This is a genomic window from Mesorhizobium sp. M8A.F.Ca.ET.165.01.1.1, from assembly GCF_004792065.1.
Classification (GTDB): domain Bacteria; phylum Pseudomonadota; class Alphaproteobacteria; order Rhizobiales; family Rhizobiaceae; genus Mesorhizobium.
The window spans coordinates 442,212-456,623 of the sequence record NZ_SRTH01000003.1 but is presented as its reverse complement, the minus strand read 5'-3'; the positions used below and the strand labels follow the sequence as shown (position 1 = coordinate 456,623).

General features: G+C 63.4%; 11 protein-coding genes. 5 read left to right on the top strand and 6 right to left on the bottom strand.

Annotated elements, in window-relative coordinates; all coding sequences use genetic code 11:
* Positions 1 to 84: 84 nt before the first annotated feature.
* The gene (gene recG, locus EN808_RS11505) at positions 85 to 2,193 is read left to right on the top strand and encodes an ATP-dependent DNA helicase RecG (protein ID WP_135915816.1); all 2,109 of its coding nucleotides are present in this window, start codon (positions 85 to 87) and stop codon (positions 2,191 to 2,193) included.
* On the opposite strand, the gene EN808_RS11500 is transcribed toward recG, so the two are convergent.
* The 6 genes from EN808_RS11500 to EN808_RS11475 form a co-directional block, all read right to left on the bottom strand.
* Positions 2,145 to 2,897 carry a DUF502 domain-containing protein gene (locus EN808_RS11500; RefSeq protein WP_135880484.1) on the bottom strand — a complete coding sequence of 251 codons (753 nt, stop codon included), beginning with the start codon at positions 2,895 to 2,897 and terminating at the stop codon, positions 2,145 to 2,147. The two genes, recG and EN808_RS11500, sit on opposite strands and share 49 nt — an antisense overlap.
* Before the next feature lie 81 nt (positions 2,898 to 2,978).
* Positions 2,979 to 3,278, bottom strand: a complete 300-nt coding sequence (locus EN808_RS11495; protein ID WP_135915815.1) for a HigA family addiction module antitoxin — start codon at positions 3,276 to 3,278, stop codon at positions 2,979 to 2,981.
* A gap of 37 nt (positions 3,279 to 3,315) precedes the next feature.
* The gene (locus tag EN808_RS11490) at positions 3,316 to 3,597 is read right to left on the bottom strand and encodes a type II toxin-antitoxin system RelE/ParE family toxin (RefSeq protein WP_135915814.1); all 282 of its coding nucleotides are present in this window, start codon (positions 3,595 to 3,597) and stop codon (positions 3,316 to 3,318) included.
* Positions 3,598 to 3,704: 107 nt separating this feature from the next.
* On the bottom strand, positions 3,705 to 5,528 hold the full coding sequence (glmS, locus tag EN808_RS11485) for a glutamine--fructose-6-phosphate transaminase (isomerizing) (protein ID WP_135915813.1): 1,824 nt from the start codon (positions 5,526 to 5,528) through the stop codon (positions 3,705 to 3,707).
* A 201-nt stretch (positions 5,529 to 5,729) separates the two neighbouring features.
* A complete protein-coding gene (gene glmU, locus EN808_RS11480; protein WP_135915812.1) occupies positions 5,730 to 7,106 on the bottom strand; it encodes a bifunctional UDP-N-acetylglucosamine diphosphorylase/glucosamine-1-phosphate N-acetyltransferase GlmU in 1,377 nt (458 codons plus the stop codon).
* Positions 7,107 to 7,229: 123 nt separating this feature from the next.
* Positions 7,230 to 7,976, bottom strand: a complete 747-nt coding sequence (locus EN808_RS11475; RefSeq protein WP_135915811.1) for a cytochrome c biogenesis CcdA family protein — start codon at positions 7,974 to 7,976, stop codon at positions 7,230 to 7,232.
* Between the two features lie 283 nt (positions 7,977 to 8,259).
* Here EN808_RS11475 and EN808_RS11470 point away from each other — a divergent pair, with 283 nt between their 5' ends.
* The 4 genes from EN808_RS11470 (at position 8,260) to EN808_RS11455 (ending at position 14,387) form a co-directional block, all read left to right on the top strand.
* The gene (locus EN808_RS11470) at positions 8,260 to 8,637 is read left to right on the top strand and encodes a hypothetical protein (RefSeq protein ID WP_135864404.1); all 378 of its coding nucleotides are present in this window, start codon (positions 8,260 to 8,262) and stop codon (positions 8,635 to 8,637) included.
* A gap of 366 nt (positions 8,638 to 9,003) precedes the next feature.
* Positions 9,004 to 11,640, top strand: coding sequence for a type I DNA topoisomerase (gene topA, locus EN808_RS11465; RefSeq protein WP_135915810.1), 2,637 nt, complete (start codon positions 9,004 to 9,006; stop codon positions 11,638 to 11,640).
* Positions 11,641 to 11,646: 6 nt separating this feature from the next.
* Positions 11,647 to 13,953 carry a ribonuclease R gene (rnr, locus tag EN808_RS11460; RefSeq protein ID WP_135915809.1) on the top strand — a complete coding sequence of 769 codons (2,307 nt, stop codon included), beginning with the start codon at positions 11,647 to 11,649 and terminating at the stop codon, positions 13,951 to 13,953.
* On the top strand, positions 13,953 to 14,387 hold the full coding sequence (locus EN808_RS11455; protein WP_135864396.1) for a DUF983 domain-containing protein: 435 nt from the start codon (positions 13,953 to 13,955) through the stop codon (positions 14,385 to 14,387). The genes rnr and EN808_RS11455 overlap by 1 nt, the downstream gene beginning before the upstream one ends.
* Positions 14,388 to 14,412 lie beyond the last annotated feature (25 nt).

Below are 14,412 nucleotides of genomic sequence, written 5' to 3'. Positions count from 1 at the left end.
ATCCTCGCTTCAAGCGGCGCATATAGCGTGGATAGTGGGCGGTGTCAGCCTTGCGCTGCGGCCGTCGCGACATAAGCTGACATCATGCGTCCTTCCATCCTCGATCCCCTGTTTGTCCCGATCACTTCGCTTGCCGGCATCGGACCGAAGGTCGGTGCGTTGATCGAGAAGGTCGTGGCGGCCGACCTCGGCGATCGCGCAGCGCGTGCCGGCGATCTGTTGTTCGTGCTGCCGCACACCGTCATCGACCGCCGCAACCGGCCAGGCATCGCACTCGCGGCCGAAGGCGCCATCGTGACGCTCGAGCTGCGCATAGACCGCCACCAGCCGCCGCCGCGCGGCAACAAATCGGTGCCCTACCGGGTCTACGCCCATGATGATACCGGCGAAATCGGCCTGACCTTCTTCCATGCCCATGCCGCCTATCTCGAAAAGGCAATGCCGGTGGGCGAGCATGTCGTGGTGTCAGGCCGCATGGAATGGTTCAACGGACGCCCGACCATGGTCCACCCCGACCATATCGCACTCGCCAATGAAGCCCAGAACCTGCCGCTGGTCGAGCCGGTCTATCCGCTGACCGCGGGGCTGTCCGGCAAGGTTTTGCGCCGTGCCATCGGCCAGGCGCTCGGCCGCCTGCCGGACCTGCCGGAATGGCAGGACGATGCCTTCATGCGCCGCCAGAGCTTTGCGTCCTTCGGCGACGCGCTGACCCGCATCCATTATCCCGCCGACCCGATCGATGTCGCGGTCGAAGGGGCTGCATGGCGCCGCCTCGCCTATGATGAATTGCTCGCCGGCCAGGTTTCGCTGGCCCTGGTGCGGGCAAAGGTGCGACGCCTGTCAGGCCGACCGCTCGTCGGCGATGGCCGCATCGTCGAGAAGCTGCGTGCGGCCCTGCCCTATTCGCTTACCCCCTCGCAGGAATTCGCGCTCGCCGAAATCAACGCCGATCTCGCCGACCCCGAGCGCATGCTGCGGCTGCTGCAAGGCGATGTCGGCTCGGGCAAGACGGTCGTGGCGCTCCTGGCCATGGCACGCGCCGTCGAGGCCGGCGGCCAGGGAGCGCTGATGGCGCCGACCGAAATCCTGGCGCGCCAGCATCTGGCGACGATCACTCCGCTTGCCGCCAAGGTCGGATTGCGCATCGCCATCCTGACCGGCCGCGAAAAGGGCCGCGAGCGAGTCGAAACACTGGCGGGTCTCGCCAGCGGCGAAATCGACATCGTCGTCGGCACCCATGCGCTGTTTCAGGAAACGGTCAGCTTCCACGATCTGGTCCTGGCCGTCATCGACGAGCAGCATCGCTTCGGCGTCCACCAGCGGCTTGCCATCACCGCCAAGGGCGACGCGCCAGACATGCTGGTGATGACCGCGACCCCCATCCCGCGCACGCTGGTGCTGACCGCTTTCGGCGACATGGATGTGTCGAAGCTGACGGAAAAACCAGCCGGCCGCCAGCCGATCCGCACCGTCACGTTGCCGCTCGAACGGCTCGACGAACTGGTCGGCCGCATGCTCGATGCCGTCGCGGATGGCCAGAAAATCTATTGGATCTGTCCGTTGGTGGAGGAGTCCGAAGAGATAAAACTGATGTCGGCCGAGGATCGTTTCGCCTCGCTGAAGCCGCTGTTCGGCGATCGCATCGGCCTTGTCCATGGCCGCATGAAGGGTGCCGAGAAGGACGAGGCGATGCGCGCCTTCAAGCAGGGCGAGACGCGCATCCTGATCGCCACCACGGTCATCGAGGTCGGCGTCGACGTGCCTGACGCCACGATCATGGTCATTGAGCATGCCGAGCGATTCGGTCTCGCCCAATTGCACCAGCTGCGCGGCCGGGTCGGGCGCGGCGATATCAAGTCATCCTGCGTGCTGCTCTACAAGGACCCGCTCGGCGAAACCGCCAAACGCCGGCTGTCGGTGATGCGTGAGACCGAGGACGGCTTCCTGATCGCCGAGGAGGACCTGAAATTGCGCGGCGAAGGCGAATTGCTCGGCACGCGCCAGTCCGGCACGCCGGGTTTCCAGGTGGCGCGGATCGAGGTGCATGCCGACCTTCTCGAAGCCGCGCGAGACGATGCCAGGCTGATCCTGTCGCGCGACCCCGAACTGCAATCGGATCGTGGCGAGGCGCTGCGGCTCCTGCTCTACTTGTTTGGCCGCGACGAGGCCGTGCGGCTCCTGCGCGCCGGATGAGGGCCTAGCGGCGGATTGGCCAGGGTTCCGTTGATCGGCTCACCGTTCAGCGTCACCAATTTCGTCTTTACCTCAGGGGCCACCAACCCGGCCGACACGATCAGCTTGGCGCCGTCCTCGATCGTCATGTCGAGCGGCACAATGTCGGATTTGGGCACATACATCAGGAAACCGGTCGTCGGGTTCGGCGTGCACGGCATGAACACGGCGATCAGCGGATCGCCTTCCTGGTCGAGCTTCTGATTGATCTCGGTTTCCTTCTCGCTGGCGACAAACACCAGCGACCACACACCCTTGCGTGGATATTCGACCAGCCCAACCTGACGGAACATGTCGCCCTTGTTCGACAGCACGGTCTCGAAAATCTGCTTCAGCGAGCCATAGATGCCGCGCACCAGCGGCATGCGGCCAAGCAGGCGCTCGCCAAATCCGACGATGGCGCGGCCGACAATGTTGGCGGCGAGAAAACCGATCAGCGTTATCAGGATCAGCGCGACGATCAGCCCGAACCCCGGAACCGGGAACGGCAGGTAGGTATCGGGGCTGTAACGCGCCGGGATATAGGGTTTGACCCAGGAATCGACCCAGCCGATGAACGACCATGCGATATAGGCGGTGATCGCCAGTGGGGCGCAGACGACGAAGCCCGTGAGGAAATAGTTCCTCAACCGGGTCATGCCGGAGGTCTTCGGAGCATCGGACATGGTTCACCGGGCGCGCGGGTTGCGGCGCAACATTAGTGAACCGGAAGACGGTTTGGAACTGCGAAGTTTTTAAAGGTCCTTTTATGCGGCTGCTTCCAGCGGCGCGATCTTCTCAAGTTCAGGCGCCAGCTTTTTCGCCTCGGTCTCAAGTTCGTAAGCCTGCTGAAAATTCATCCAAAATTCAGGCGTGGTGTTGAAAAACCTGGCGAGGCGAAGGGCCGTGTCGGGAGTTAAGCCGATCTCCTCTTTGGCAATGCGTTCAATACGGGTGCGCGGAAGATTGAGCTTTTTCGCCAGCGCGCCCGCACTCATACCGAGCGGCACGAGATATTCTTCGCGCAGGAATTCTCCAGGATGAACTGGACGTGCGAACTTGAGCATAGTTCAGGACTCCTCAAGGTTCAGGGCAAGTGCCCGCTCAATGGTAATCGACGATCTCCACGTCTTCAGCGCCGGCAGCAGTCCATCTGAAGCAGATGCGCCACTGGTCGTTGATGCGAATTGAATGTTGCCCAACGCGACTCCCTTTCAGGGCTTCCAGATGATTTCCGGGTGGCGATCGAAGGTCGCCCAGTTGGGCAGCGTTGGCGATCGCGCGAAGACGACGTTCGCCACGAGCAACCAAATCCGGCGGAAAGCCTTTTGGCGTCTTCCCTTCGGCAACCGCTTCGACCGCCTTGCCTTTGAACGAAACGATCAACCAAGCGCCCTCGTGGCTGTATCATATATTGATACAGAACGGCGCGCAAGCAATGTATCATCGATCGATACAAAATTCACCGGCGGCGCATTGAGAGTTGCCGATAGCTATTCCACCGTCACCGATTTCGCCAGATTGCGCGGCTGGTCGACGTCGGTGCCCATGAACACGGCGGCGAAATAGGCGAGCATCTGGATCGGCAGCGCATAGATGATGGGCGAGATGATTTCCGGCACATCCGGCAGCACGATCGTCTCCATCGTCTTGACGCTCACCTGTGCCGCGCCCTTGCTGTCCGTGATCAGGATGATCTTGCCGCCGCGCGCCGCCACTTCCTGCATGTTGGACACGGTCTTTTCGAAGATGCGGTCATGCGGCGCAATCACGATCACCGGCATGTTCTCGTCGATCAGCGCGATCGGTCCGTGCTTCAGCTCGCCCGCCGCATAGCCTTCGGCATGGATGTAGGAGATTTCCTTGAGTTTCAGCGCGCCTTCCATGGCCAGCGGGAAATTGGTGTCGCGCCCGAGATAGAGCACGTCCTTGTAGCGCGACAGCTCCCGCGCGATCCGTTCGATCTGCTCTTCGAGCTTCAGCACCTGGTTGGCATAGCGCGGTGCTTCCGAAAGCGCTCGCACCAGGGTCTTCTCTTGCTCCGTCGAGATCGACCCGCGCGCCACGCCGGCGCGCACGGCAAGCGACGCGAGCACGGACAACTGACAGGTGAAAGCCTTGGTCGAAGCGACGCCGATCTCCGGCCCCGCGAGCGTCGGCAGCACCACGTCGGATTCGCGCGCCATGGTCGATTCCCGCACATTGACGACGGCGCCGATCTTCATCCCGGCCTTGCGGCAATAGCGCAGCGAGGCCAGCGTATCGGCGGTCTCGCCGGACTGCGAGATGAAGAAGGCCGCATCGTTCGCCGACAGCGGCATCTCGCGGTAACGAAATTCCGATGCGACATCGATATCGACCGGGAGTCGCGCATAGCGCTCGAACCAATATTTGCCGATCAGGCCGGCGAGATAGGCGGTGCCACAGGCGGAGATGGCCAGGCGGCCGATCTTGGCGAAATCGAATGGCAGGTCGAGCGGCTTGGACACCCCGGAGACGAAATCGACATAGTGCGCCAACGTGTGCGAGATCACCTCGGGCTGCTCGTGGATTTCCTTCTCCATGAAATGGCGGCGGTTGCCCTTGTCGACCATGAAACTGGTCGACAGCGACTGCTGGCGCCTGCGCTCGACTTGTCTGCCGTCGATGTCGAAGATGGCGACGCTGTCGCGGCGCACCACCGCCCAATCGCCATCCTCGAGATAGGTGATCGAGTTGGTGAACGGAGCGAGCGCGATCGCGTCGGACCCCAAGAACATCTCGCCATCGCCATGGCCGACCGCCAGTGGCGGGCCGTTGCGGGCGCCGACGATCAGGTCCTCGTCGCCCTTGAACATAATGGCCAACGCAAAAGCGCCTTCCAGCCGCTTCAGCGCCTGATGCGCGGCCTCGACCGGCTTCAGCCCCTTGGCGAGCTCCCGCGCCACCAGATGCGCAACGACCTCCGTGTCGGTCTGCGACGAGAATGAATAGCCGTCGCGGATCAACTCGTCGCGCAATTCGGCAAAATTCTCGATGATGCCGTTGTGGACGATGGCGACGCCGTCGGAAAAATGCGGATGCGCATTGGTCTCGTTGGGGACGCCGTGGGTCGCCCAGCGGGTGTGGCCGATACCGATCGTGCCATCGAGCGGCTCGTCCTTGAGCCGGCGTTCGAGGTTGACCAGCTTGCCTTCGGCGCGGCGGCGGCCGAGCACGCCCTTTTCGATGGTGGCGACGCCTGCCGAGTCATAGCCGCGATATTCGAGCCGCTTCAGCGCATCGACGATGAGCGGCGCAACCTGGGAGTGGCCGACGATTCCAACGATACCGCACATGCAGACAGTCCCCGATTGCCCATGGAAAACCAGCGCTATTTAGGGGTGGCCGGCCTGCCGCGAAAGTCACATTGCATTTCGTCCCGTGTAACGGACGCTTCTGCAGGCATGCACCATGACAGCCCGCCCTTGCAATCCGGTTACTGCAATCGCTCGGTTTTTCGATTGCTTCGGCGAGAAAGCAGCCCCGTCGACCAATCGCTAGTGGTCGGCGCCAGCCGCCTTTTTCTTCGCCGCCGCTGCGGAAGCAAACCGTTCGCGCAATTCCTTGGCCTTGCCGGGGATCGTCTTCTGGCGGGCACGGCCGAAGGCCAGCGCATCATCGGGCACGCTTTCGGTGATGACGCTGCCCGAAGCGATATAGCCGCCCTTGCCGATGGTGACCGGCGCCACCAGCGAGGAATTCGAGCCGATGAAGGCGCCCTCGCCGATGTCGGTGAAGAATTTCGAATAGCCGTCATAGTTGCAGGTGATGGTGCCGGCGCCGATATTGGCCCCCGCGCCGACCCGCGCGTCGCCGATATAGGTCAAATGGTTGACCTTGGCGCCCTCCTCGATAACGGCCTGCTTGACCTCGCAGAAATTGCCGACCTTGGACTTCGGCTTGAGATCGGCGCCCGGCCGCAGCCGTGCGAACGGCCCGACATCGCAATTGGAAGCAATGGTGGCGCCCTCGATATGGCTGAAGGCGTGGATCTTGGCGCCCGAGGCAACCCTCACACCCGGTCCAAACCAGACATTGGGTTCGACGATCGTGTCGGCGCCAATTTCGGTATCGTGCGAGAAATAGACGGTTTCCGGAGCAATCAGCGTCACGCCCGACAGCATCGCCTCATGGCGCCGACGCGCCTGCCAGATGGCTTCGGCTTGCGCCAGTTCGGCGCGGTTGTTGATGCCCAGCGCACTTTCGAAGCTGGCTTCGGTGGCAACGACATCAAGGCCCTGTGCACTGGCGATCTCGACGATATCGGTGAGATAATACTCGCCCTTGGCATTCTTGTTCCCGACGGCGTCGAGCAGTTTGAGCGCGTGCGCGCCGGCCACCGCCATCATGCCGGCATTGCAGAAGCCGATCTTCTTCTCTTCTTCGGAGCAATCCTTTTCCTCGCGGATCGCTATCAGCTTGCCTCCCTTTTCGATCAGCCGGCCATAGCCGGTCGGGCTGGGCGGTCGGAAACCGATGACCACGACAGCGGCACCTTCAGCCAGTTTCAGTCGCGCCACCGTCAGGGCATCCGCATCGATCAGCGGCGTATCACCGAACATGACGAGGACATCGTCATAACCCTTTGATATCGCCTCGCGAGCGGCGAGGACGGCATGCGCCGTGCCAAGGCGTTTGTCCTGAACGAAGGTCTCCGCCTTCGGTGCAAATTTCGCCGCCGCCTTACGCATCTCATCCGCGCCATGCCCGATGACCAGAGCCTGGCCGCTGGCGCCAGCGGCCTCGGCCGCCTTCACCACATGAGCTACCATCGGCAACCCCGCGATCTGGTGCAGCACCTTCGGCAGCGCGCTCTTCATGCGCGTGCCTTCGCCGGCGGCGAGGATGACGGACAGGCAGGTTCTCTGGCTCATGAAGGCAACCATATGAAAAGGGTTGGGAATCAAATCATGCTAGCAGTGGCGCGATGCTGCACCAATGCGGTTAAATTCCGGTGAGATGCAGACGGAAGAGCAACTGACTTCTAATCAGTAGGCTTACCCCAGCCGCCCCAGCAGCGGAAAATTCTCCAGCAGCCAATAAGACACCGCCTGCACGCCGCCGGTGAGGAAAAACACGCCGGCGACGACCAGCAGCGCGCCGATCGCCTTTTCGACGCGGCCGAGATGGACGCGGAATTTGCCGAGGAAGCGCATGAAAGCGCCGGAGAACAGCGCGGCGATCAGGAACGGGATGCCGAGGCCGAGCGAATAGGCGGCGAGCAGCAGCGCGCCCTCGCCCACGGTTTCACGACCGCCGGCCAGCGTCAGGATCGGTCCCAGCACCGGTCCGATGCAGGGCGTCCAGCCGAAGGCGAAGGCAAGGCCCATGACATAGGCGGCGACGGCGCTGGCCGGCTTGCCCTGCGACTGGAAGCGCGCCTCGCGCGACAACAAGGGGATGCGCAGGATGCCCAGAAAATTCAGGCCCATCAGGATGATCAGCACCCCGGCGCCCATCGCCAGCGGCTCCTGCCAGACGCGCAGCAGCCGGCCGATGGTCGAGGCGCCGGCGCCGAGCGCCACGAACACCGTGGAAAAGCCGAGCACGAAGGCGAGCGAGGAGTAGAGCAGCGCGCCGCGTGCGCCCTGGCTTGCGGTCGCGCCCGCACTGCCGCGGAAATCGTCGACCGATATGCCGGCCATGTAGCAGAGATAGGGCGGCACCAGCGGCAGCACGCATGGCGACAGGAACGAGATGGCCCCCGCCCCGACCGCGCTGACATAGCCGATGTCCAATGCCATTCCAAAGCTCCTACTGTTCCGGCGCCGATATAGCGACGCGCCGACCTGTGCGCCAATCACCAATGTGTGGCAACCGGTCGCCGTTCGGGCAATCGCACTCGCCCCGAATTCAGCTGCGCCACCCATCTTAGTACGGCCGAACCGAGAGAATTGTTACGGGCAACGAGGCCCGCCAGCTGCCGATGTCCTCAAGCCTCTCGGGAAGAAAACCCGACCGGCAGGCGTTGACACGACGAGGCCGCGATTTCCCGCGCACCTCCACATATTAGCCAGGGAGATTTCCATGAAGACCATAACTGTAGGGCTAGCCGCGCTTTTGCTCAGCACCGTCGCATCCCTCGCCGCCGATGCGTGGAAGGAAGCCAATGTCGGAGGCACCAAGATCTACACCAACGCCAAGGGCATGACGCTTTATACCTACGACAAGGATGAGAAGGGCAAGTCGAACTGCGACGACAAATGCGCCGCCAACTGGCCACCGTTGAAGGCCGAAGCCGGCGCAAAGGCCTCCGAAGGATGGACGACCGTCAAGCGCACCGACGGCACCAAGATGTGGGCCTATGACGGCAAGCCGGTCTACACCTTCATCAAGGACAAGAAAGCCGGAGATGTGAGCGGCGATGGCGTCGCCGGCGTCTGGCACATCGCCAAAGCCGACTGAACCCCTCAACGCCATATCCTACCCGCTGGGGGACATGGGTTGGTCGCCGGCATCCTTGCCCGATCCGGCGATTGGCTTTTTTGTGAACCATGGCGCGCCCCGGTCCGGCATTCCGGCGGATCTTTCCTCGACTCACCGAAAAATGAACCGGGTCATCTTTCGAGACTGGTGACGATCATCCAGCCTGACCGAAATTCTGTGATTTCTCCATACACTCTTAGAGTGTATTGCTGGCGGCACCCGCGCAATTTGGCCCCTTCCCCTTGACCGGATGCAAAAGCGCGGCCATGTGAGCGACGAACAGAACCGAGATTTCGTCGCGCGCAGCGGAATTCTTCTGCCGCATCACAGCTGATATGAGACCTCATGGACGTCGTCGTCGTCGAATCGCCGGCCAAGGCGAAGACAATCAACAAATACCTCGGCAGGAACTACAAGGTTCTTGCCTCGTTCGGCCACGTCCGCGATTTGCCGGCCAAGGATGGCTCGGTGCGCCCGGATGAGGATTTCGCGATGTCCTGGGCGGTCGACACCGCCTCGGGCAAGCGCCTTACCGACATCGCCAATGCGGTCAAGGATGCCGACGGCCTGATCCTCGCCACCGACCCGGATCGCGAAGGCGAGGCTATCTCCTGGCATGTGCTGGAGGTGCTCAAGCAGAAGCGCGCGCTGAAGGACAAGCCCGTCAGCCGCGTCGTCTTCAACGCCATCACCAAGGCGTCGGTGCTGGAGGCGATGGCCAATCCGCGCCAGATCGATGCGCCTCTCGTCGATGCCTATCTCGCCCGCCGGGCGCTGGACTATCTCGTCGGCTTCACGCTGTCGCCGGTGCTGTGGCGCAAATTGCCGGGCGCCCGCTCCGCCGGCCGCGTCCAGTCGGTGGCGCTACGCCTGGTCTGCGACCGCGAATCCGAAATCGAACGCTTCATCCGCGAGGAATATTGGCAGATCGCTGCCATCCTCGGCACACCGCGCAACGAGACCTTCGAAGCCCGCCTGACCGCATTCGAGCGCAAGAAGCTGCAAAAGCTCGACATTGCCAACAAGGCGCAGGCCGACGACATCAAGGCGATGCTCGAGGGGGCTACCTTCAAGGCGCTGTCCGTCGAAGCCAAGCCGACGAAGCGCAACCCCGGCCCGCCCTTCACCACCTCGACGCTGCAGCAGGCCGCCTCGTCGGGCCTCGGCTTCTCGGCCACGCGTACCATGCAGGTGGCGCAGCGGCTCTATGAAGGCATGGACATTGGCGGCGAGACCGCCGGCCTCATCACCTATATGCGAACCGACGGCGTGCAGATGGCCCCCGAGGCGATCGACGCCGCTCGCGACGCCATCGCCAAGGAATTCGGCCCGAAATACCTGCCGGAAAAGCCGCGCCAATACACCGCCAAGGCCAAGAACGCCCAGGAAGCGCACGAAGCGATCCGGCCGACGGATTTCATGCGCACCCCGGCGTCGGTCCGGCAATATCTCGATGCCGACCAGGCACGGCTCTATGAACTCATCTGGAAGCGCGCCATCGCCAGCCAGATGCAGTCGGCCGAGATCGAGCGCACCACCGTCGAAATCGAGGCGCTGAACGGCGCCCGCACCGCCGAGCTCCGCGCCGTTGGCTCGGTCGTCCGCTTCGATGGCTTCATCGCCGCCTACACCGACCAGAAGGACGACGACGCGGAAGACGAGGAAAACCGCCGTCTACCCGAAATCCGCGCCGGCGAGCAGCTTGCCCGCCGCGCAATCAATGCCACCCAGCACACAACCGAGCCGCCGCCGCGCTACTCCGAGGCGTCGCTGATCAAGAAGCTGGAAGAACTCGGCATCGGCCGTCCCTCTACCTATACGGCGATCCTGAAGACGCTCGAGGACCGTGATTATGTCACGATCGACAAGCGCCGGCTGGTGCCGCAGGCCAAGGGCCGCCTGCTGTCGGCCTTCCTCGAAAGCTTCTTCGAGCGCTATGTCGAATACGACTTCACCGCCTCGCTGGAGGAAAAGCTCGACGAGATTTCCGACGGCAAGCTCGCCTGGAAGGACGTGCTGCGGGACTTCTGGAAGGATTTTTCCGGTGCCGTCGCCGACATCAAGGAGCTGCGCGTCACCGACGTGCTCGATGCGCTGAACGAAGAACTGGCGCCGCTGGTTTTCCCTGCCCGCGAGGACGGCTCCAATCCGCGTATCTGCCCGAAATGCGGCACCGGCAATCTGTCGCTGAAGCTCGGCAAGTTCGGCGCCTTCGTCGGCTGCTCGAACTATCCCGAATGCTCCTTCACCCGCCAGCTCGGCGACGCCGCCAATCCCAATGGGGAGAACGGCGGTGGCGAGGACGGCACCAAGCTGCTTGGCAAGGATCCTTACACGGCCGAGGAAATCACGCTGCGCTCGGGCCGCTTCGGCCCCTACATCCAGCGCGGTGACGGCAAGGAAGCCAAGCGATCGAGCCTGCCCAAGGGCTGGACGCCTGAATCCATAGATCACGAGAAGGCGCTCGCCTTGCTGGCGCTGCCGCGCGACGTGGGGCAGCATCCGGAAAGCGGCAAGATGATCTCGGCCGGTCTTGGCCGCTACGGCCCATTCGTGCTGCACGATGGCACCTACGCCAATCTCGACAGCATCGAGGACGTGTTCTCGATCGGCCTCAACCGCGCGGTCACCGTGATTGCCGAGAAGCAGTCGAAGGGCAAGGGCGGCCGCAACGGCGGCACGCCGGCAGCCCTGAAGGAGCTTGGCGACCATCCGGACGGCGGCGGCAAGATCGTCGTGCGCGACGGCAAATACGGCCCTTATGTAAATTTCGGCAAGGTCAACGCCACGCTGCCCAAGGGCAAGGATCCGCAATCAGTGACCGTCGAGGATGCGCTGGCGCTGATTGCCGAGAAGGAAGCCAAGGGCGGCGGTGGCAAGAAGCCGTTCCGCAAGGCGGCCGCGGCCAAGGCCCCCACAGCCAAGAAAACCACGACCAAGAAGGCAGCCGCCAAGAAGCCGGCCGCGAAGAAAAAAGGATAGGACGGCGTGGCGCGCAGGATCACCGGAAGAAGCCACGGCGATCCGCGCACCGCCGACACCAGGGCCAAGGTCAAGGACGATTACCGGCCCTCGCGCGATGAAATCCTGCGCTACATCGCCGAAAACCCCGATCGTGCCGGAAAGCGCGATATCGCGAAGGCGTTCGCGCTGCGCGGCGACGACCGAATCTGGCTAAAGGATCTCCTGCGCGACCTGCAGGACGAAGGCGTTCTGACCAAGGAACGCAAGCGGCTGGCCCACGTCGGCGCCCTGCCCCATGTCGCCGTGCTCGACATCTTTGGCCGCGATGGCGACGGGGTCTTGCTGGCGCATCCGGCCGAGGCGGTCGGCCCGGGCGAACCTCCCGTGGTCTCGATCCGTGTTTCGCGCGGGGGGAACGGACCGGCGCCGGGCATCGGCGACCGTGTGCTGGCCAAGACCTTCCCGACCGACGATCCGTCAGGGCCTGCCTATACCGGCCGGGTGATGAAGATCTTCGAGAAGCGCACGGATGCCGTCCTCGGTGTCTTTCGCGTGCTTCAGGACGGCAGCTTCCGCATCGAGCCGGTGGAACGGCGCCAGCCCGAGCTGATCGTCGACAAGGAATTCCAGAACGGCGCCAAAAACGGCGACCTTGTCGAGGTCGAGCCCGCGCGAGCCTCGCGTTATGGGCTGCCGAGAGCCAAGGTGCTCAACGTGCTGGGTTCGCTGACGAGCGAAAAGGCGGTCTCGATGATCGCCATCCACGCGCACGACATTCCGCATATCTTCCCGGCCGAGGTGATAGCCGAATCCGAAGCCGTCAAGCCGGCGACGCTTGCCCATCGCGAGGACTGGCGCGACCTGCCCCTGGTGACCATCGATCCGGCTGATGCCAAGGACCATGACGACGCCGTCTTCGCCACCCCTGACCTCGACGAGAGAAATCTCGGCGGCTTTATCGCCACCGTCGCGATCGCCGATGTCGCCGCCTATGTCCGCTACGGCACGGCGCTCGACCGCGAGGCCCTGAAGCGTGGCAATTCGGTTTATTTCCCGGATCGCGTCGTGCCGATGCTGCCCGAGCGCATCTCCAACAATCTCTGCTCGCTGCGCGAGGGCCAGGATCGCCCGGCGCTAGCGGTGCGCATGACCTTCTCCGCCGATGGCCGCAAGATCAGGCATTCCTTTCACCGCGTCATGATGAAGTCGGCGGCCAAGCTCGCCTACAGCCAAGCCCAGGCGGCGATCGACGGCGTGCCGGACGACAAGACCGGCCCGATCCTCGACACGGTGCTGAGGCCGTTGTGGGACGCCTACGCGATCCTCAAGCGCGGCCGCGACAGCCGCCAGCCGCTCGAACTCGACCTGCCGGAGCGCAAGATCCTGCTCAAACCGGATGGCACGGTCGACCGCGTCATCGTGCCGGAGCGGCTCGACGCCCACAAGCTGATCGAAGAGTTCATGATCCAGGCCAATGTCGCCGCGGCCGAAACGCTGGAGGGCAAAAAGCAGGCGCTGGTCTACCGCATTCACGACGCGCCGTCGCTGGCCAAGCAGGAATCGCTGCGCGAATTCCTGCAGACGCTTAGCCTGTCGCTGGCACGCGGCGCCCAGATGCGGCCCAGCCAGTTCAACGGCATCCTGGACCGCGTACGCGGCGCCGACAATGAGGCGCTGGTCAACGAAGTGGTGCTGCGCTCGCAGAGCCAGGCCGAATATTCACCCAAGAACATCGGCCATTTCGGCCTCAACCTCAGGCGCTACGCGCATTTCACCTCGCCGATCCGCCGCTACGCCGACCTGATCGTCCATCGTGGGCTTATTGCCGCACTCGGTCTTGGACCCGGAGGACTGACGCAAGACGAGGAGGCGCGCCTCGAAGACGTTGCGGTGCTGATCTCCGGCACGGAACGGCGCGCAATGGCTGCCGAGCGCGACACGGTCGACCGGCTGATCTCCGCCTACCTCGCGGAGCGCATCGACGACCGCTTCGACGCCCGCATCTCCGGCGTCACCAAATCAGGACTTTTTGTCCAATTGCCGCAGTATGGCGCCGATGGTTTCATCCCGGTGTCAACTCTGGGCGGCGATTACTATATATACGACGAAACGGCCCGCTCCCTGTTCGGAGAACGCTCGGGCAAAGGCTACCAACTGGCGGACCGCGTCGAGGTCCGGCTCGTCGAGGTGGCGCCAATGGCCGGCGCGATGCGCTTCGAGATGTTGACCGACCCAAAGCCCCTGCCAGGCTCCAGCAGGTCGTTTCACAAGGCTAAGGGCCGCGCCCGTGCGTCGCAATCGCGACCGGGGTCGCGCGGCAGGAGACGATGATGGAACAACAGGTTTTTGGCGGCGAACATCACTCGGGCCGGATTGCCCGCCCATTGTGGACGGCGATGAAGCGAGGGCTCTTGGGCCGCTGCCCGAATTGCGGCGAAGGCAAGCTCTTCCGCGGCTTCACCAAGACCGTCGAAACCTGCAGCGTCTGCGGCGAGGAGATTCATCACCATCGCGCCGACGATTTGCCCGCCTATCTCGTCATCGTCATCGTCGGCCACATCGTGCTCGGCGCCTTCATGGGTGTCGAGGCGACCTCGACGCTCTCCACCTGGCAACACATCCTCATCTGGGTGCCCTTGACCATCCTTCTCTCGATCGCGTTGCTGCAGCCTGTCAAAGGCGCCGTCATCGGATTGCAATGGGCGTTCTATATGCACGGATTTGGTGGCGAAAAGGATGTGATCGAGCCGCATCCCGGGGCCTGAGGTGTTGGCTGGCGCAACATGCCAA